This window comes from Collinsella sp. SGI.241 (assembly GCF_050312955.1).
Taxonomy (GTDB): Bacteria; Actinomycetota; Coriobacteriia; order Coriobacteriales; family Coriobacteriaceae; genus Collinsella.
In genome coordinates, this window is the sequence record NZ_JBNPKM010000009.1 from 61197 (window position 1) to 81125 (window position 19929).

The 19929-nt window shown below is 59.7% G+C and carries 18 protein-coding genes; 4 read left to right on the forward strand and 14 right to left on the reverse strand.

Features of this window, described 5'->3' with window-relative positions; genetic code table 11:
• Positions 1 to 145 precede the first annotated feature (145 nt).
• From ACQQ92_RS05585 to aspS, 12 genes are all read right to left on the reverse strand, one after another.
• The gene (locus ACQQ92_RS05585; protein ID WP_161145500.1) at positions 146 to 808 is read right to left on the reverse strand and encodes a response regulator transcription factor; all 663 of its coding nucleotides are present in this window, start codon (positions 806 to 808) and stop codon (positions 146 to 148) included.
• A 50-nt stretch (positions 809 to 858) separates the two neighbouring features.
• Positions 859 to 2196 carry a glutamine synthetase family protein gene (locus tag ACQQ92_RS05590; RefSeq protein WP_427795045.1) on the reverse strand — a complete coding sequence of 446 codons (1338 nt, stop codon included), beginning with the start codon at positions 2194 to 2196 and terminating at the stop codon, positions 859 to 861.
• 134 nt (positions 2197 to 2330) lie between these two features.
• Positions 2331 to 3353, reverse strand: a complete 1023-nt coding sequence (locus tag ACQQ92_RS05595; protein WP_427795993.1) for a LacI family DNA-binding transcriptional regulator — start codon at positions 3351 to 3353, stop codon at positions 2331 to 2333.
• A gap of 124 nt (positions 3354 to 3477) precedes the next feature.
• Positions 3478 to 4143, reverse strand: coding sequence for a GntR family transcriptional regulator (locus tag ACQQ92_RS05600; RefSeq protein WP_427795994.1), 666 nt, complete (start codon positions 4141 to 4143; stop codon positions 3478 to 3480).
• Positions 4144 to 4714: 571 nt separating this feature from the next.
• On the reverse strand, positions 4715 to 5062 hold the full coding sequence (locus ACQQ92_RS05605; RefSeq protein WP_427795995.1) for a hypothetical protein: 348 nt from the start codon (positions 5060 to 5062) through the stop codon (positions 4715 to 4717).
• A gap of 344 nt (positions 5063 to 5406) precedes the next feature.
• A complete protein-coding gene (locus tag ACQQ92_RS05610) occupies positions 5407 to 7356 on the reverse strand; it encodes an FAD-dependent oxidoreductase (RefSeq protein WP_427795996.1) in 1950 nt (649 codons plus the stop codon).
• A gap of 102 nt (positions 7357 to 7458) precedes the next feature.
• A complete protein-coding gene (locus ACQQ92_RS05615) occupies positions 7459 to 7659 on the reverse strand; it encodes a hypothetical protein (protein ID WP_117634210.1) in 201 nt (66 codons plus the stop codon).
• A gap of 204 nt (positions 7660 to 7863) precedes the next feature.
• Positions 7864 to 10191 carry a ferrous iron transporter B gene (feoB, locus tag ACQQ92_RS05620; protein ID WP_427795997.1) on the reverse strand — a complete coding sequence of 776 codons (2328 nt, stop codon included), beginning with the start codon at positions 10189 to 10191 and terminating at the stop codon, positions 7864 to 7866.
• Between the two features lie 123 nt (positions 10192 to 10314).
• The gene (locus ACQQ92_RS05625; protein ID WP_427795998.1) at positions 10315 to 10536 is read right to left on the reverse strand and encodes a FeoA family protein; all 222 of its coding nucleotides are present in this window, start codon (positions 10534 to 10536) and stop codon (positions 10315 to 10317) included.
• Between the two features lie 39 nt (positions 10537 to 10575).
• Positions 10576 to 10818 carry a FeoA family protein gene (locus ACQQ92_RS05630; RefSeq protein ID WP_427747574.1) on the reverse strand — a complete coding sequence of 81 codons (243 nt, stop codon included), beginning with the start codon at positions 10816 to 10818 and terminating at the stop codon, positions 10576 to 10578.
• A gap of 233 nt (positions 10819 to 11051) precedes the next feature.
• Complete coding sequence (locus ACQQ92_RS05635; RefSeq protein WP_195838595.1) at positions 11052 to 11300, reverse strand: HPr family phosphocarrier protein; 249 nt, start codon at positions 11298 to 11300, stop codon at positions 11052 to 11054.
• A 357-nt stretch (positions 11301 to 11657) separates the two neighbouring features.
• Positions 11658 to 13445 (reverse strand): aspartate--tRNA ligase, encoded by a 1788-nt coding sequence (aspS, locus tag ACQQ92_RS05640; RefSeq protein ID WP_427795999.1) that lies wholly within the window; start codon positions 13443 to 13445, stop codon positions 11658 to 11660.
• A 257-nt stretch (positions 13446 to 13702) separates the two neighbouring features.
• On the opposite strand from aspS, the gene serB reads away from it, so the two are divergent.
• The 4 genes from serB (at position 13703) to ACQQ92_RS05660 (ending at position 16708) form a co-directional block, all read left to right on the forward strand.
• The gene (serB, locus tag ACQQ92_RS05645; protein ID WP_427747576.1) at positions 13703 to 14338 is read left to right on the forward strand and encodes a phosphoserine phosphatase SerB; all 636 of its coding nucleotides are present in this window, start codon (positions 13703 to 13705) and stop codon (positions 14336 to 14338) included.
• A gap of 117 nt (positions 14339 to 14455) precedes the next feature.
• Entirely contained in the window at positions 14456 to 15238 is a 783-nt protein-coding gene (larB, locus tag ACQQ92_RS05650; protein WP_427796000.1) for a nickel pincer cofactor biosynthesis protein LarB, read from the forward strand.
• A gap of 10 nt (positions 15239 to 15248) precedes the next feature.
• A complete protein-coding gene (locus tag ACQQ92_RS05655) occupies positions 15249 to 16166 on the forward strand; it encodes a LarC family nickel insertion protein (protein ID WP_427729273.1) in 918 nt (305 codons plus the stop codon).
• Between the two features lie 2 nt (positions 16167 to 16168).
• Entirely contained in the window at positions 16169 to 16708 is a 540-nt protein-coding gene (locus ACQQ92_RS05660; protein WP_154517701.1) for a TetR/AcrR family transcriptional regulator, read from the forward strand.
• Between the two features lie 302 nt (positions 16709 to 17010).
• Here ACQQ92_RS05660 and larD read toward each other — a convergent pair whose 3' ends face one another.
• Together larD and larA are read right to left on the reverse strand one after the other, a co-directional pair.
• On the reverse strand, positions 17011 to 17742 hold the full coding sequence (gene larD, locus ACQQ92_RS05665) for a D/L-lactic acid transporter LarD (protein WP_427719871.1): 732 nt from the start codon (positions 17740 to 17742) through the stop codon (positions 17011 to 17013).
• A 49-nt stretch (positions 17743 to 17791) separates the two neighbouring features.
• Positions 17792 to 19069: a nickel-dependent lactate racemase gene (gene larA, locus ACQQ92_RS05670; RefSeq protein WP_427796001.1), complete on the reverse strand. Its 1278-nt coding sequence runs from the start codon at positions 19067 to 19069 to the stop codon at positions 17792 to 17794.
• Positions 19070 to 19929: the final 860 nt, after the last annotated feature.

The window sequence follows — 19929 nt, forward strand, 5'->3', positions numbered from 1 at the left end:
ACGTTGAGTTGTACCCCAATATGCGGGCGAACGTGTATGAGAACGCAATCTTTAAGGAATGCTTAAGTTCTGCTGCAAACTCGAAAGGGATCCACGCATGCGGCAAAACCACCACGAAGGCGCCTGCCCCCTTTGCGGTGAAAAGCTAGTCCTTAAACAGATAGCCCACGCCGCGGACGGTGGTAATGTGCGCCGCGATCTGCGGGCCCACCTTGGAGCGGATGCGTCGAATGTGCACGTCGACGGTGCGCGTGCCGCCGCAGTACTCAAAGCCCCACACGCGGTGCAGCAGCACCTCGCGGCTGTAAGCACGGTTGGGATGCGTCGCCAAAAAGCTCAGCAGCGAGTACTCCATCAACGTCAGGTCGATGGGCTCGTCGTCGAGTGTCACCTGGTAGGTAGCCAGATTAATCTCAAGGTTATCGATGTTGAGCACATCGTCGGCGGCGACGGTCTCCTCCTCGCCCATCAGGCGCTGCGCACGAGCCTTGAGCTCGTTGGGCGTCGCCGTGGGGCATACAAAGTCGGCATGCGCGTGATTGGGCAGGCGCAGGGTGCCGAGCGCCTCGTCGTCGACGATTACCAACATGGGAACGCCGCCGCGGTCGTCGAGCCATTTGGCAATCTGATCGATGCGGTCGCTGCGGATGCCATCGGAATCGAGGATCAGCAGGTCAAAGTCATGCGCCGCAGTCGGCGAATCGGGGGTTGCCAGGCTCACCTCGACACCCAGGGTGGTCGTCAAGCTGCGGGCAAACTCGTGGAAGCGCGTCGTGCGCGCCATGAACAGGGCACTCTTTTCGGACATATCGACCTCCAAGGAAATGAGCTCAATCGTACTGGAACGAACCAGCGCGATTAGGAGTTCGCCAGGTAGTGCTTGATCTCCCACTCGGTAATCGTGGACTCAAACTTATGCCACTCGTCGCGCTTCTTTTTGAGGAAGAAGCTGTGGATGTGCTCGCCGAGGGCATCCTTCATAAACTGCGAGTCCTCAAACACGTCGAGCGCCTCTTTGAGCGAGCGCGGCAGCGGCGTATAGCCGGCCTCGACCATCTGACGGTCGGTAAGCTTGAGCGTCTCGGCCGTTGCCTCGGGCGGGAGTTCCAGCTTGCGCTCGATGCCGTCCAGACCAGCCGCCAGCGTGACGGCGTTGACCAGGTACGGATTGGCCATGGGATCGGGGCTGCGAAGCTCGATGCGCGTGGACAGCTGCTTGCCGGGCTTGTAGACCGGGATGCGGACCATGCTCGCGCGGTTGCGCAGGCCCCACGTAGCGTACTGTGGCACGGAGTCGCCGCCCGTGGTGATGCGCTTGTACGAGTTGACCGTGGGGTTGGTGATGGCGCTGATCTCGCGCGCGTGTGCCAGAATGCCGGCCATATAGTGCTTGGCGATATCGGAGAGGTGGTACTTCTCGTCGTCCTCGCCCCAAAAGACGTTGTTGCCGTCGTGGTCGAACAGCGACTGATGCAAAAACATGGCGCTGCCGTCCTCGCCCGCCAGCGGCTTGGGCATAAAGGAGGCGTGGCAACCGCTCTCGTAGGCCTGCTGCTTAATGATGAGTTTGGCCGTGGTGATGGCGTCGGACATGCTCAGGGCCTCGGCGTGACGCAAGCTAATGCCGTGCTGCGAGCGGCCGGCGGCGTGGAAGGTGTACTCCACGGGCACGGACATCTTCTCGAGCGTGAGCACCGTATTGCGGCGCAGGTCGCGAGCGGCATCGCTCACCGAAAGGTCGAAGTAGCCCACGTTGTCGAGCGGCTCGGGGGTGTGCTCGTCGGGGAAGTAGTAATACTCCAGCGCGGCACCCACGTTGAGCAGGTAGCCGGCCTTCTCGGCCTTATAGAACATGCGGCGCAGGGCGTCGCGCGGGTCGCCGGCAAACGGCTTGCGATCGGGAGTGCACACATCGCAGAACACGCGGGCGACGCCGTTATGGCTCGGGCGCCACGGCAGGATCTGGAAGGTCGAGGCGTCAGGGAACGCGAGCATGTCGGCTTCCTCGGGCGTGGCAAAGCCCTCGATGGCGGAGCCGTCAAAGCCAATACCCTCCTCAAAAGCGACCTCGAGGTCTTCGGGGCTAATGGCAAAGTTCTTGAGGCGGCCGAGAATGTCGACAAACCACAGACGCACAAAGCGGATGTCACGCTGCTCTACGGAACGGAGTACGTAATCGATGTTCTGCTGGTTCATGTCGCTCCCCTTTCTTTCGGGCGGGTTTCGACTGGTCTATATCGCAGATACTATCGCAGAAAAATGTTTCCTCAGGGTTAAAGCGTATCAAGCGCCCAAAAAACGTGCGCGAACAGGCAGTTACGAACGAGCGGCTAGCGCGAGGTCGAAGCGCGGTGTTCGATGTGGCCGGGAACCTCGATGCGCTTAGGGGCGAGCTTTGCGGCATCGCCCACGGTGGTGGTAACAACGTCGATACGCTCGGAGAGGCGATCGACCACGCGCTCGGCGATGGTGAGGGTGTCCTGCGCGGCCGTGGTGACTCCACCAAAGAGCACATGGTTCCAGGGACAGTCGTCAAACGTCGCGATCTTGAGCCCCGCCGGCAGCGAGGGACCAAGCTGAGCCAGCGCCTCGGTCAGGCTCAGGAAAACCAGGCCGTTGACGGCAATGAGGCCGAGCTCTTTTCCTGCATAGCCGCGGATGGTCTCGTCCAGGCGGCCGACGCCCGTGGCACCGCCATCGGCCAGGGTGACGACCTCGCCGGAAAGGCCGCGGCGCGAAAGCTCGTCGGTAAAGGCCTCGGCGCGCTCGCGACGGACGGGGCTGTCGTCGCTTGCCTCGGTGAGCAGGCACAGGCACTCGCTGCCAGCGGCGGTCAAGGCGTCTACCAAGCCGGCGACCAGCTCACGGTTGTTAGATGTCACCAGATCGACACCGCCGTCGGCAACGTCGCGGTCGAGCAGCACAACGGGCAGGCGTCCCGCTGCCGCGACGATCGCCTCGTCGTTACCACCGCAGGTATTGACGACCAGGCCGTCCACGCCAGCGTCGATAAGCCTGGTGAGCGACTCGGCCTCCTTGGCGGGATCGTTGCCGCTAATGGCTGTCATGAGCGAGCAGCCGCGCGCGGCGGCGCTGGCGGAAAGGCCCTCGAGCATGGCGCTGGAGAACGGGTTGGCGATGTCGGCCAAGATCACGCCGATGAGGTTGGTACGCGAGCTGCGCAGATTGCGCGCGGCGGCACGTGGGCGATAGCCGGTACGCTCGATAACCTCCGCAATGCGAGCACGGGTTTCCTCGGTCATTTGCCCGGGGCGGTTATTGAGATAGCGCGAGACCGTGGCCGGGCTCACACCCGCCTCGACGGCAATGTCCTTGATTCTCATCTGCGCCATAGCGCACCCCGTTTCCCCATTGTCGGCAGTCTGAGCCATTTTAGGCATTTTTTAAAAATCTCGGTTGCAAAACGCTGTAGGTGAACAGCATCGTTTTTGCGTCTCGAGCAGATGCGATAATGGGCTAGATAGCCGAGTCTTTGGACAGCTCAAAATAATCGGGATGTAAGGCGATAACCGGACCTTGCTCTTCGGGCATCAGGTGCAGGTGTGTCTCTGCCAGATAGCTCGCCGCGTCGGTATCGCCCCTCTTAATGGCCTCGAGAATCCGGCGATGCTGCCGACGAATCGGCTCCCAATCTAGATCCTGCGACACCATACGCAACCAGTTGTATCGCTCAAAATGCGTATTGACGCTCTTCATCCAATCCCACAACATGTGACGGCCGGCAATCTCAAAACACGTCTCATGGAACAGGTTGTCCAGGTCAAAGAAACGACGCGTTTCGCCATGGTCGAGCGACTCGGACTCGGCAAGAATCTGATCGAGCCGATGCTTTTGCTCGGGCGTGGCGACCGAGCAGCATTTAATGAGTACGCTTCGCTCGAGTTTCTCGCGCAAGAAACAGGCGTTCTCGGCGCGCTCCATGCTGATCTTAGAGACGTAGGTGCCGCTTTTGGGACGCGTTTCCACCAGCTCCTGCTCACGCAGGCGCACAAAGGACTCGCGAATGGGCGTACGCCCGATTCCCGTCTCCTTTTCCAGACCAATCGCCGAAAGGCGCGTGCCGGGCTTGAGCTCGGCATAGATGATCTTGGAGCGCAGTGCATTGTATGCCTGATCTTGCAAGCTTTGATTATGCTGGTGCTGTTCCATAAAGCCCTCGGATGAAGCCTCGGTTAGTCGAATACCACCATGCAATACTATCGCATCGACACGCCCCAGCTCCCAATCAGTCTTTTTGGGACGGGGCTCTTTTAGCTGCCCTAGCCCGCAGATCGGCCCTTTGCCACAAAAGTGGCCCATCTACTACGTTAACACGGATAGCCTCGGCCATACCAAAAACCGTGGAAACAAAACCGCAGGTAGGCAGCTTGTCGATTTTCGAAAAAGCCGACTATGGTTGACCCCTGCGGCTTAAACGTAGTAGATAGGCCCTTTTCGTGGCGCAGCACTACTGCACCCCAAATTGGCACCCCGAGCCTGTTATAAGTTGCTGCGAAATACGGACGGTTGATGATCAAGGCGCGCTATGCGGGTTGCAATAGCTCGAACGTCCCACGTCCGATGCACCAAAGCGTTTGCGACAGCTTCGCGAAACGCCTCGAGAGGAATTCGATCGGTTTGGACGCGCTCCATCCCTTCGATACGCTCATAACGGTAGTAGCGTGCAAACATAGCCACCGCCCTGTCCACCTGCTCAATTGCGGATATATTTGTCGCCGCCTCGCGATCCAAGTATTACATCCTCGGTATCACCAAAACGGACGCAGTCGATGCCCGGAAAATCATTCTTATCCGCCAAAATCGCCGCAGCGTTGGTATAGCCATCTTTGCCGAGCAAGCGAAGCGTGCGCATAATATCCGGCGTTAGCTCAGAAATGCCGAGATGTTCAACACACTTATGCTCGAGCGTGTGAAAACTCAAGTCCTGGCGAGCCGACGTGAGCGCGTCGAACGTTACGTTGCTGCCTTCGAGCGTCAGCCTGCCATACTCAAACCGGTCGACCTCCACCGTTGCCGAATCGTTTCGCCTGTAGGCCTTCAAGATATAAGACGAAAACCGTTTGCGTACTGATTTATCCGAGACGCAAACGGTTTTCATCTTGATTTGCGTACGGAATTAAGACGCATAATTTCGCTTTCGTATGGCTCAATCGATCACGATGCGATGTATCTGCACCTGGCCTACAACCGCAACATGATTGTGGAAGGCACACAGACAAAAGGCATTTAAGGCTCGGCAATGATCTTTCTTTGATAAAACGCAAGCGGCGGCCGCCCAAACACGGGACGGCCGTCGCTTGCGTTTTATCAAATGGTGCAATGGGGTCAGGTTCACATGCACCAAGTTAGTGCAAAGCAACCTGTCCCCATGCAACAGGGGGTTGACTAGAGCTCGCAGGCGACCTTGTAGCCATCGCCGATGGCGTCGCGAATGTTGCCGCACTTGTTGGCGTCGCCCAGCACGTGGGCGGCAACACCGGCTGCAGCCAGGTCGTCGGCCAGCTTGGTATTGGGACGATAGCCCATAGCAAGCACCAGCGTATCGGCACCGGCGATGGTGTGGACCTCGCCGTCCTTCTCGTAGCTGATAGTATCCTCGGTAATCTCGGTCACCTTGGCCTCGGTCAGCACGTGAACGCCCTTTGAGAGCATGCGCGTGATGAGCACCGCGCGGCCGGCGCCACCCTCGTTGGCGGCGAGCGTCTTGGTCATCTCGATGACGGTGACGTCGCGGTTGGCCGGCGACAGGTCGTTGACCAACGGGGCCAGGTAATCGGCCGTCTCGCAGCCAACGGTGCCGCCACCCACGATGACGATCTTCTTGCCCGGGAAAGCCTTGCCGCCCAACAGGTCGTCAGCCGTCATAACCTGCTTAAAGCCCTGCATGAAGGCCGGGGCGATAGGCTCGGCGCCATAGGCCAGGATGACCTCGTAGCCGGCGTAGTCACGCTGAATGTCCTCGGCAGTAAGCTCGGTGCCAAAGACGCACTTTACGCCGGCCTCGGCCAGGCGACGGTACTGATACTTGATCACGCGGGTGAGTTCCTGCTTTGCCGGCGGAACGGCTGCGATGCGCATCTCGCCGCCCGGTTCGTCCTGCTTATCCACGAGCACCACGTTATGACCGCGTTTGGCGGCAATGTAGGCTGCCTCCATACCCGCGGGACCGGCGCCCACAACCAGTACGTTCTTGGCCTCGGCGGCAGGCTCGTAGCCAGCCTCGTCGTGCTCCACGTCCGGGTTGACGGTGCAGGAGATGCGCTTGCCAAACATAATGCCGTTCAGGCAACGCAGGCAACCGATGCAGGGACGGATCTCGTCGGCGTTGCCAGCGGCTGCCTTGTTGCAGAACTCGGCATCGCACAGATTGGCGCGGCCCATCATACAGATGTCGGCAGCGCCGTCCTCAATCAGCTCCTCGGCGATCCAGGCCTCGTTAATGCGTCCGACGGTGGCGACGGGAATGTTGACGTGCTTTTTGATCTCGCGCGAGCAGGCGGCATGCGAGGCCTGCTGGGTACCGGCGGCGGGAATCGCGGAGCCGCGCTTGATGGTGGTACCGCCCGACACGTGAATCATGTCGACGCCGGCCTTCTCCAGGCGACGTGAGACGTAGATCATGTCGTTGAGGGTCAGGCCGCCATCGGTGTACTCATCGCCCGAGATGCGGACGTCGATGATAAAGTCCTTGCCGCAGCGCTCGCGAATCTCGGCGATGACCTCGAGCAAGAAGCGCATGCGAGCGTCGAGCGAGCCGCCGTACTCGTCGGTACGCTTGTTGTAGAGCGGAGTCAAAAAGCCGCCGAGCATGCCGTGGGCGTGTGCCGCATGGACCTCGACGCCATCGACACCGGCCTTCTGCATACGTACGGCAGCGTCGCCAAACTGATGCGTGAGCTCGTGAATCTCATCGACCGTGATAGGACGCGGTGCCTCGCGGGCATAGGACGGGCCCACAAAGGACGGAGCGATCAGGCGCGGCGTGCCCGGAACGTTAAAGGCCATGTAGGCGGGGTGAAAGAGCTGCGGCATGATCTTGCAGCCATACTCGTGGACGGCCGCGGCGAGCTTTTCCCAGCCGGGGATAAACGTGTCGTCGTAGCAGCACATGTCACCCGGCAGATAGGTATAGGTGGGCTCAACCGTCACGACCTCGGTAATGATGAGGCCCACGCCGCCCTTGGCACGGGCACGGTAATGATCGACCAAGTCGTCGGTCACATAGCCGTGATCGGCCAGGTTGGTAGATACCGGCGGCATAAAGACGCGGTTCTTAACCTCGGTCGTACCGACCTTGATCGGACTAAAGAGCATCGGGTAGGCACAGGACTCCATACAGGGTTCCTTTCGTTTGAGCCGCTCGGCGGCAGTTGCTAACACACCTATCGTATCAGCAACTGCCGTATCTGCAGTCATACATGCCCAAGCGCCGTTCGACTAATGAATACCGCGGCCCAAGTCTTCGGCGATTTTGTCCACGCCCTTAAGTGCGGCACACGTCTTTTTGTTGGAGCAATGCCCTGTGCAAACGCCACCCTGAGCACAGTCGGCGCAGGTGCCCTTGCGGTAGATGCGCACGCATACCGCGACAAACGCAATACCGATAACAGCCAGAACAACAATATCGATAGGTGCCATAGCAAGCCTCCTCTAGTTAACCTCTACTTACTTTACCCCATTTTCCACCTGCCAAAAAGGGACAGGTTTATTTTGGTCGGTTTTATCTGCGGAAACGCCACATCTTACTTCTGGAGCAAAGCAATCTGTCCCCCATTACGCCAAAAAGCCCGAGTGTCGCTGGGACACCCGGGCTCGTGGAAAGGGGCCAATCCCTATTCGGACTTAAGCGGAAACTGCGGCGGAAGCAGTGTTGGTCTCGTCCTCGTCGGTCCATGCATGTGCAGGGATAGGGCGAAAGATCTGGAAGAGCATCGCAACCAGCAGAACGATGGCCACAATCGTCCAGATACCAAACTGTCCCAACACAAACAGGTTGTAGAACTGGTTGATGAACAGGCCGATCACCCAAGCGAAGGCGCACTCGTAACCGATGGCAATCGCGGTCCACTTGCCGGAGTCCATCTGGTTGCGGATAGTACCCATGGCGGCAAAACACGGAGCGCACAGCAGGTTGAACGCGCCAAAGGCAACGCAAGCGCCCATGGTGGGGAACATACCGGCAAACGCAGTCCACAGGCTCGGGTCGGTCTCGGCGGCATCAGCCACGGACAGCAGCGAGCCGGCGGTGGCGACGACGTTCTCCTTAGCCACAAGGCCCGAGACGGTCAGCGCAGTTGCCTGCCAGGTGCTAAAGCCGAGCGGAGCGAAGATCCAAGCGACCAGGTTACCGAGCATGGCAAGCACGGAGTAGTCCATGAACTCCTCGGGGATGCCGTCCATTGCAGGCAGGAAGCCAAAGGAACCGTTGTAGCTTCCAAAGTTGGAGAGGAACCAAACAACGACGGTGGATGCGAAGATGACCGTGCCGGCCTTCTTGATAAAGGCCCAGCAGCGCTCCCACACGTGCAGTGCCCAAGAGCGGATCGCCGGGAAGTGGTAGGCAGGAAGCTCCATAACGAACGGCGTCGGGCGACCGGCGAAGAGCTTGGTCTTCTTGAGCATAAGGCCCGAGGCGATGACGGCGAAGACGCCCAGGAAGTAGAAGAGCGGGCTGATCCACGCGGCGGTGGTGGAAGAATCACCGATGATGGAACCCATGAGCAGGGCGATGATCGGCAGCTTAGCGCCACAGGGAATAAACGTGGTGGTCATGACCGTCATGCGGCGGTCCTTCTCGTTCTCGATGGTCTTGGTGGCCATGACGCCGGGGACGCCGCAGCCCGAGGACACGAGCATGGGGATAAAGGACTTACCGGACAGGCCAAAGCGGCGGAACACGCGGTCCATGATGAAGGCGACGCGGGCCATATAGCCGCAGTCCTCCAGGAAGGACAGCATCACAAAGAGCAGGAACATCTGCGGGACGAAGCCGAGGATAGCGCCCAGGCCGCCGACGATGCCGTCGCAGACCAGCGAATCGACCAGGCCGCCGTCCTCGGTGCCACCCGCCACAAGGGCATCGTGCACCACGGTGGTGATACCCGGGACATAGGGGCCGTACTGCGCCGGGTCAACCGAGTCGGCATCGTCGCCCGCAGCCTCGACGGCTGCATCGTAGGCGTCGCGGCCCTGACCGAGCACATACCAACCGTCGGTACCAAAGAGCTGGTCGTTGGTGAAGTCGGTCACCGTGCCGCCTAAGGTGGAAACGGCGATGTAGTACACGCAGAACATGATGACCACAAAGATCGGCAGGCCCAGGATACGGTTGGTAACCACACGGTCGATCCTCTCGGAGGTGCTCATCTTGGCCGGAGCCTTGGTGAGGCACTCGTCGATGATGTGCGCGATGACGCCATAGCGCTCACCGGTGATGATGGACTCGGCGTCGTCATCGCAGTCCTGCTCGCACTGGGCGACCAGCTCTTCCACGCGAGCGGCCTTCTCCTTGGTGAGGTTGATGAGCTTGCAGGCGTCCGCATCACGCTCAAACAGCTTGACCGCGTAGTAGCGACGCTTGTTGGCGGGAACGCTCGCCGGCAGGTTGTTCTCGATGTGGTCCAGAACGTCCTCGATGGAGGAATCGAACTTGTGCTCCGGCACCTGGCCCTTGGAAGCAGCGGACTTCTTAACCTGCTCGAACAGCTCCTTAATACCCTTGTTCTTAAGGGCCGAAATCATCATGACCGGACAGCCGAGCTTCTTGGAGAGCTTGTCCGTGTCGATCTTGTCGCCGTTCTTCTCGACCAAGTCGGCCATGTTAAGGGCAACGACCACGGGTAGGCCGGTCTCGATAACCTGAAGCGCCAGGTACAGGTTGCGCTCGAGGTTGGTGGCGTCGACCACCTGAACGACCACATCGGGCTCGCCGCTCATGAGGTAATCGCGTGAGCATTGCTCCTCGGGGCTGTAGGGGGAAAGCGAGTAGATGCCGGGGAGGTCCGTGATGGTAACGTTCTTGTCGCTTAGGAGCTTGGCCTCCTTTTTCTCAACCGTGACGCCGGGCCAGTTGCCAACGTAGCCGTTGGCGTCGGTAATCAGGTTGAAAAGCGTGGTCTTGCCGCAGTTGGGGTTACCCGCCAGCGCGACATGGATCTGAGAATCCGCCATTCAATCCTTCTTCCTTGTGAGCCCGCGCTGCTTTCTCCGCGCAGGCTGGATAATGTGCTTCAAAGTTGCTGCATTGAGTTAGATATTTCTAACTTTATCTGCAGAAATAAACGTCGTGGGCCCTTACTGGACCTCGACGACGGCCGCCTCCTCCTTGCGGATGGAAAGCTCGTAGCCGCGCACGTTGATCTCGACCGGATCGCCGAGCGGTGCAACCCTCACGACCTTGAACGAAGTGCCCTTGATGAGCCCCAGGTCCATAAGGTGGCGGCGAAGTGCGCCCTCACCGTGAAGCTTGACGATGGTAGAGCTCTCGCCCACCTTAACGTCACCCAACGTCTTCATCCTCTTATCCCCCTTTCGGATTTTATGAAATGCTGCAGATTAACCGACGGTCATGATGTGCATGGCAACCTTGGAATCGATGCCAAAGCGTGAGCCCAGCACCGTGACGATGATATTGGCGCCACTCGAGCTCACCACGTGAATCTCGCTGCCCTCGACAAAGCCGAGGTCCTTGAGACGGTGCTTTATGTCCTCATTGCCCTTTACACGAGACACGTGCACGGTTTCGCCCGCCTTTACCATCGAAAGCGGCATGGCCGGCATCTGCGGTCCGCAAGACATGAGTGAGCTCCTAACATCGGTTCGTCCTCAACATCGACGCGATAAAAGCTAACCGCGTCTATGTTCGACTTAGTAAACTAACACGCGGTTAACTTTTTGGAAAGGATCTCTATTCAGTTTTCGAAAAAGTTTCCCATACTAAACAAAGGCACCGCAAAGACGGTCTCTTTGCGGTGCCTTGTCATACCGATGTATGCAACAGAGGGGACTCTCCCCTTTTTACATTGTTCCGCTTAGAGCGAGAGATTTCTGATCGACGTGACGCACGAGGCCTCATCCGCGCCCGAAACACGAAAGACGACGCTCTCGCCGCACTCACCATAGAGGGCCATGAGTCCCATGATATCGCGGCCATCCGTGTGGCGATCGCCGATGCTGACCGACACGTCACTACGATGCTTGGCGATAATGTCATAGAGAAGCGCAACCGGGCGGGCATGTAGTCCCAACGGATCTTTAATCGTCTTTGTAAACTCGACCATGTCCCCTCCCGCAGCATCGCACATTTGGCCGGCCAAACCCAGCCACGTGGTAGTTATTGTAGCGTTAGATGCTTGTCGAGAGCGGGACGGAAACCACATCCCACTTCGAGTGTCAACGATGGGACACAGTTTCCGCCAGAAGGCTCAACCGGAAACTGTGCCCCATTATTTTGCCAAATTCTGGGCCGCGCTTTCCCAGAGGACCCCCTTTGGGAAAGCGCGGCCCATTCTGGACGCAGATTCCGGGACGCACTTTCCGCGACGTCCGGTCACCCTATGCCCTCGCAACGCCCGCGCATAAAAAACGAGGGAAGGCACGCGTCCTTCCCTCGTTAGAGACAATATGCAGCCGCTCGCCTACATCAAGCGCAGGCTGACGTCCTTGAGCTGGGCGCCGGAAACGGCACTCGGGGCGCCCGACATAAGGTCGGAGCCGCTGGCCGTCTTGGGGAACGCCATGACGTCGCGGATAGAATCGGAGCCAGTAAGCAGCATGCACACGCGGTCCAGACCCAGGGCAAAACCGCCCATCGGGGGCGCACCAAACTTGAGCGCCTCCATGAGGAAGCCAAACTGCGACTCGGCGCGCTCCTCGGTAAAGCCCAGGAGCTTGAGCATGGACATCTGCATCTCGGCGTTATGGATGCGCATGCCACCGCCGCCGGCCTCAAAACCGTCCATGACAAAGTCGTAGGTGCAGGAACCGGCAGCCAACGGGTCGGCCTCGATCTTGGCGATGTCGGTCTCGGTCGGCAGAGTGAACGGCTGGTGCTCGGCTGCATAGGCCTTGCGGTCCTCATCCCAGTGGAACAGCGGGAAGTTGACGACCCACAGGAAGTCGTGACCCTCGCGTTTGATCTCGAGTGCGTTGGCCATGTGAGAGCGCATGCCGCCCAGGATCTCGTCAGAGAGCAGGCGCGGGCCGGCGGCGAACATCACGAGGTCGCCAGGCTCGACGTTCATGCGCTCGCGCAGAGCCACCATCTCCTCGTCCGAGAAGAACTTGACGATGGGGCTGTTGATGGAGCCGTCCTCGCGGAAAGCGATCCAGGCCAGACCCTTGGCGCCAAACGTAGAGGCCACGCCGGCGAGCTTATCGATCTTGGCACGTGCCCAGGCACCGGCGCCCTTGGCGTTGATGGCCTTGACGACAGAGCCCTCCTCGTTTGCGGCAGTCGCAAAGACCTTGAACTTGGAGTTGGCAAAGATGTCGGTCAGATCGACCAGATGCATGCCATAGCGGGTATCGGGCTTGTCGGAGCCATAGGTGTCCATGGCCTCCCAGTAGTCCATGCGACGCAGCGGCGTGGGCATCTCGACACCCATGCGACCGAAAGCATCGGCCAGGACCTCTTCGAGTGCGCTCATGACGTCGTTCTGGTCCACGAAGGACATCTCGATATCGACCTGGGTGAACTCGGGCTGACGGTCGGCACGCAAGTCCTCGTCGCGGAAGCACTTGGCAACCTGGTAGTAGCGCTCGACGCCACCGACCATGAGCAGCTGCTTTAGGAGCTGCGGGGACTGCGGCAGGGCGTAGAAGTTACCCGGCTGAATACGGCTGGGAACGATGAAGTCGCGGGCGCCCTCGGGCGTAGACTTGAACAGGGAGGGTGTCTCGACCTCCATGAACTCACGGTTGTGCAGCGCCTCGCGAATGGCAAAGGTGAAGTCGGAGCGCAGCTTGAGGTTGGCCATCATCTCGGGACGACGGAGGTCCAGATAGCGATAGCGCAGACGGGTGTCCTCGCTGGTCTCGATGCCGTCCTCGATCTGGAACGGCGGAGTAACGGAGGTGTTGAGCACCTCGGCGTGGTCGGTCAGGACCTCGATCTCGCCGGTCGCGAGCTTGGCGTTGGTGGTTTCCTCGCCACGGGCGCGCACGACGCCGTGAATCTTGATGGGCCACTCGGGACGCATGGTCTCGGCGATCTTAAAGGCATCGCCGTCGGAGTGCTCGGGGTCGAAGGTAAGCTGCGTGATGCCCTCGCGGTCGCGAAGGTCGCAGAAGATAAGGCCGCCGTGGTCGCGGCGACGGCTCACCCAACCGGTGAGGGTGACCTCTTCGCCCACGTTCTCGCGGCGAAGCTCGCCGCAGGTACGGGTGTGCATGGAATGCTCGTCGATGGGACGGGTCTGGCTCATACCAGTGATCCTCCTTTATGGATCTGTGCCGCCCCGTGTCGTTCCGGGCGGCGTCGTACAGATTTGCCCAGCCTGCGTAAACCGCGCAGCCGGACATGGCGTTCTATCTTATCGCACCCGCGCCGATGTACCGCGAAAAAGTGGCTCCCGCTCAAAGACTTGACGGAGACGAAACAATTGACGCGGCCTGGCCGTCGCCAAGGCGCGCCGCGTGCGACAATGTGCCTACAATACAACCGCACTCGGAAAGGCCCACCATGACTGCACGCCTCATCGTTATGGATATCGATTCCACGCTCATCAACCAGGAGGTCATCGACCTGTTGGGCGAGGAGGCAGGCGTGGGCGGGCAAGTTGCGCGGATCACCGAACGCGCCATGCGCGGCGAGCTCGACTTTAAGCAGGCGCTCGAGGAGCGCGTGGGGCTGCTTGCCGGCCTGGACGAGAGCGTTTTCGAGCGCACCTTTGAGCGCGTGACGTTTACCCCCGGCGCACTGGAGCTTGTGCGCTCGGCGCACAGCAAAGGCTGGAAGGTCGGCGTGGTAAGCGGCGGCTTCCACGAGGTCGCCGACAAGATCGTAGCTGCCGCGGGCATCGATTTTTGCCTGGCCAACCGGCTGGAGGTCGTAGACGGCAAGCTCACGGGCAAGCTGGCGGCAGACATTGTGACCAAGGAATCCAAGCTTATCCAGCTACTGGATTGGGCGGTTGAGTGCGGTGTCGATATGGCCCATACCGTGGCGATCGGCGACGGTGCCAACGACATCCCCATGATCCAGGCCGCGGGCACGGGCATCGCATTTTGCGCCAAGCCCAAGACGCGCGAGGCCGCCCCGTTTGCCATCGACGAGCGCAACCTGATGCTCGCCATGGATATCATCCTGCGTGACTAGCCGATCCATCTAACAACAGAATCAAATTCCCTATATCTAGTTTCCGAACAATTTTGTCTTAGTGTTCGGAAACATACCCTTTGAGTGCTAGACTTTGCGCCGTCGAAGGGAACTTATATGGATAAGCGAGATCTAGAGCAGCTGCTGAGCGATGTTGCCGGCGGATCAGTCACCCCCGCCGACGCCCTTACGCGCATCCAAACGGCGCCAACCGCCGATCTGGGTTTTGCGCAGCTCGATCTTTCGCGCGGGGTGCGCCAGGGAGCCGGCGAGGTTGTCTACGGCGCCGGTAAAACCGCCGAGCAGATTGCCGCCATTATCAAAGCGCTGCGCGATGCCGGTCAGGAGCGCATCCTAGTCACGCGCTTGGACGCCGAAAAGGCAACCCGTACCTCGGAGCTCCTCGACAACGGTATCGACCTGGGATATGTCCCGAACGCCCAGCTCGCCCTCGTAGGCGGCAAGCCCTCCCCTACCGGTAACGGACGCATCGTTGTCGCCTGCGCCGGCACGAGCGACTTGCCCGTCGCCGAAGAAGCCGCGTTGACGGCCGAGTTCTACGGCAACGAGGTCGACCGCCTCTACGACGTAGGTGTCGCCGGCCTGCACCGTCTGCTCGCGCATGCCGAGGAACTTGCCCAGGCACAGGTGGTCATCGCCATCGCCGGCATGGAGGGCGCGCTGGCGAGCGTTATCGGCGGTCTGGTAAGCTGTCCGGTCATTGCCGTTCCCACCAGCGTGGGCTACGGCGCGAGCTTTGGTGGCGTAGCCGCGCTGCTCGCCATGCTCAACTCCTGCGCCAGCGGCGTTTCGGTCGTCAATATCGACAATGGCTTTGGTGCCGCCTACCAGGCAAGTCTTATCAATCATCTGAGCGCCGGAACACCCTGCGCCCGTTAAGGAGCATTCCATGTCCAACCATCAGCATACGCTTATCATCGACGGCACCTCGGGCATCAGCGGCGATATGACCGTCGCGGCCCTGCTCGACCTGGGCGCCAGCGAGGAGCACCTGCGCGAACAGCTCGCCACGCTGCCGGTCGACGGCTTTACGATCGCCGTCACGCGTGCAAACAAGCATGGCATCGACGCCTGCGACTTTGACGTTCAGTTGGCAGAGGAGCTCGAGAACCACGACCATGACATGGCCTGGCTCTTCGGCAACGAGGCAGCTGCCGAGCACACGCACGAGCATGAGCACCACCATCATGATCATGGCGAACACGAACACGAGCACTGCCACGAGCATTGCCATGAGGGCCACGGTCATGGCCACGAGGACCATCACCACGCCCACCACCATCACCACCGTTCTTTGGCGGACGTCACCGCCATCATCGACGGCTCACAGCTAAGCGATGGCGCCAAGCGTCGTGCCCTCGCCATCTTTACCGCACTCGCTGCTGCCGAGGCCAAAGCTCACGGCAAAACGCCCGACACCGTCCTGTTTCACGAGGTGGGCGCTGTCGACTCCATCGTCGACGTCTGCTCGGTCGCCATCTGCCTCGACGACCTGGGCATTGAGGATGTTGTGGTCGAGTCGCTCTCCGAAGGTCACGGCACCATCCGCTGCGCCCACGGCCTCATGCCCATCCCGGTGCCCGCTGTCGTCAACCTGTGCCAGGCAGGCAATATCGCCCTCACGCCTGCACCGGTCGCCGGCGAGCTCGTGACGCCAACGGGCGCCGCCATCGTCACCGCGCTGCGCACGTCCGACCAACTGCCCTCACGCTACCACATCGAAGCCGTCGGCTACGGCGCCGGCAAACGCCCCTACGAGGGTTGCTCCGGCACGCTCCGCTGTCTGCTCGTTCACGCGGACGCATAGCCATGGATGCCCGCAAGGCAAAAAGCCGCGCTGCCATCGTTGCGGCGTTCTCCGAGCTCCTGCGCGAAGAGGACTACGGCAAGATTACCGTCGGCGACATCATCGCTCGCGCCCATGTGGGTCGGGCAACGTTCTACGGCCTCTTTAAGAGCAAAGATGACCTGCTCGCTGAGTTCGTGTGCGATATCTGCACCCATGCCCTCGACGATGACGGTACACCCCTCAATGACCCGCTCGTACAGGTCGAGCATATCCTCAACAACCTCTGGGATCGTCGTCAGGGCGTACGCGCCCTCGTAGCCGGCGCCGGCTCGCGCGTCTTCGCCGACTGTCTCCGCAAGACCATCATGTCGCGCGCAGCCGAAACCGTCCCTGTCGACCCCGCAGGCCCCGCCAGTACCATGGATCGCAACTTCCTCCTCCACCACATAGCCTCAAGCTTCGTAGCCACCGTCCAATGGTGGGCCTGGCACAACTTCCAAGCCGACAAGGCCGACGTAGCCAAAGACTACCTCTCAGCCATAAAACCCCTCTTCACCTAAGCAAGGGGCTCATCCCAGAGCATCGCCCCAACCCAAGGCGCCCGCGCATCCCAACGTGTCACTCGCACTTCAACGCCCCCCAACAGCGACAAGCCCCTCCCATCCAAATTCAGAAATATGTTGGGTTGCTTGTACGAACGCAACAAAGACCCCGCAGCTGGCCGCATGGGGTGACTTCCCAGCGCATTCCGCAGGACGAAAGAACCCCCGCCGCACGAAGTGCGCAGCGGGGGTTCTTTCATGTCCGAGGACGCGCTGGGAAGTCACCCCATGCGGCCAGCGGACTACTATGCGGCCTTGGACTAGAACATGCCCAAGAAACCGTGCACAAACAGCGCGGCCAGAGCGGCACCGATAAACGGCGCGATGCCAGGAACGAGCAGGCCGTACTTCCAGTTGTTGTCAGCCTTGTTCTTGATCGGCAGCACCTGATAGGCCATGCGAGGACCAAGGTCGCGTGCCTGGTTCATGGCGAAGCCGGTGATGCCACCCATGCCCATGCCAACGGCCCAAACGATCAGGCCGACGCAGATAGCGAGCATCAGAACGTTCTCGCCGGCGCGGCTAGCGGCAGCAAGGATGGCGCTGATGAACACAAAGGTGCAGATAGCCTCACAGAAGAAGTTGCGTGCATAGTTCGTGCCCTCGGTGGTGGGGTTGGTCGAGAAGATGTTGCGCTGGGCAATGGGGTCAACAACGCCCTCGGAAGCCTTGAACTCATCGGCATACATAAACCAAGCGATTACGGCGCCCACAAAGCCGCCGAGCATATCGGCAATCATGAAGGGGATGCAGCTGCTCCACGGCACCAGACCGACGATGCACTGGGCAAGCACCATAGCCGGGTTCATGCACACGGCGCCGCCAAAGACAAACAGGCAGACCGAGATGCCAAAAGACCAGGTGGTGATGGCAAACATGTGGCCGGAGCCCTGATACTTGGTGCCCTTAAGCACGGTATCGCAGTGTACGCCCACGCCAAAGATGATCATGAGGGCCGTTGCGCCGAATTCGCAGAGGAGTTTGGTAAGCATAAAACCTTATCTTTCTTGTCGGTTACAAACGATTCGTTTAGGCCGCGCGCTAGTGCTGGGCGACGACAACGCCCAGGCCATCGGGAATGACGGCCACCTTGGCATCGGCACCCTTCATTTCAAAGGCGAGCTTGAGCGCCTCCTCGAGGGTGTTGACCGGCGTCATATGCATATCCTTGAGCATCTGGTGATCGCACAGGTCGGTGACCATGATCACAGGGTGATGCGCCAAGATGCGGGCAAAGATCTGGCTCGTCCACTGGTCGGGCAGGGTCTCGTCCTTAGGACGGTCGATGCAGGCGCGCTCAAACTCTGCCGGATCGTTGTCAGCGATGTTGTGATAGAAGCCCTCGCCACCGTGACCATCGGCGCAACCGGCGACATCGATGATCACGCCGCCCTCGGGAAGTGTGGCCTCGGCAGCGCACATGCCCTTCACGGCCTGATAGACGTTCTGATCGAGCGGATAGCCACCGTTGGTGGTGATGGCAATCTCGCACTCGACGGGCTCAACGCCGGCAAGGCTCTTCACGAACTCGCAGCCGGCCTCGTGCGCCTTGTGAATGTCGCCGGCAAAGGAGCCGATGACCTCGTGCTTGCCGTTGAGCACCACGTTGAGCACAAAGGCAAGGTGAGCCATCTCGGCAGCGGCAAACATGTCCTCGCTCACGTGGTTGTGGCACAGGTTGCCGGCGCGCGAATGGGAATCGTTCACAAACTGGCCGTTGTGGTTGTACATGATGGTCTTGTAGCTGGCGATGCCGGGCAGCACGGACTTGCGGCTGCCAGAAAAACCGGCAAAGAAATGCGGCTCAATAAAGCCCTCGGCAAGCAATAGATCGCAATCGGCGGCAATCTTGTTGATGATGCACTCGCCACCAGAAGGCAGGGTGCCAATCTTTTCCATCATGCTGTCGTCGGTCGCGACGTGCATGACAATTTCCTCGTTGGCAACGATCTCCTCGCCATACTTGTTGACGAGTTCCTCGTGCGTCGATGGACGATGCATACCCGTAGCAACCAGAATGCGAACGCGCGCCTCAGGCGCAGCGGAGTGGATGTGATGCAGCAGAATAGGCATCGTCACACGCGAGGGAACGGGGCGCGTATGGTCGGAGCTAATGATGACAATATCCTTCTTGCCAGCGCAAAGCTCCTCGAGCGAAGGCGATCCATAAGGGTTGGCAAGCGACTCCTCTACCAGCTTTTCCTGCGATTTTGCAGTCTTAAACTCGTTTTGGTGACCTTCCATCACACCCGCGAAGTTCTTATCCTCGAGCTCCAGATGCAATGTCTTGTGGTCAAACGGCAGTTCACATTCAAACAATGACGAGCGCCCTCTTCCTTTCAACTGACACACTAGATAAACCGTTGGAAGGATACGCTGATCACCGAAAAACGCTACCGTCCACCGAGTCGTTAACACAACGTTCATATTTGACCCACAATAAAACGGCCGCGATCCCAAACGGGACCGCGGCCTCCTGTCAAAGAAGCTATGGGCAGGGTGGATTACGCAGCGCCGAGGCAAACATCAATCCTATGGCATGCGCGTGTAAGCTATCTTGCATAAATAGGTCAATATACTGCATAGAATGACGTATTGGGTTTCGAACCGCAACATGGTAACCCCCTCCGGAGCGTGCATTTTTGCGAGTATTCAGCATCGCAAGATAAGATTTTCGTGTCAAAAGTCTTTCAAAAGGTAGATCGTCCTCATGACTCGTCCCATCTGGATAACATGCGGCGAGAAACCAGCCATATATGAGCATCGCCAAGGCCCAATTGTCTTGCAAAATCATCAACAAAGGCAGCGAGGGCCGGCTATGGCCTTATGCATCGATCTTTGGCTGCTGAAAACTCCGTTTTTTGCACGTCGCCCCAGGCACCACCCTCACCCAGCGGCCTTCCGCTGAAGCTGGACATCGCAAGGCCCGCCATAAGTTTACTTTTAGGCACACTCCGCAGGACGCAAGAAGCCCTCGCCGCACTCCACGCTATGCGCGAAGCGCGCCATTCTTCTCCTCAGCTTTAATTCCAGAGGACCGAGGACGAAGGGGCCCGACGGGTTTCCCTCTGAATGCATTCCGCAGCACGAAGCCCTTTCCAAACGCGCGAAGCGCGCCATTATTCCCCCAGCAGTAATCCGCCGAAGACCGGACATCGCAGGGCCCGCCATCAGTTTAC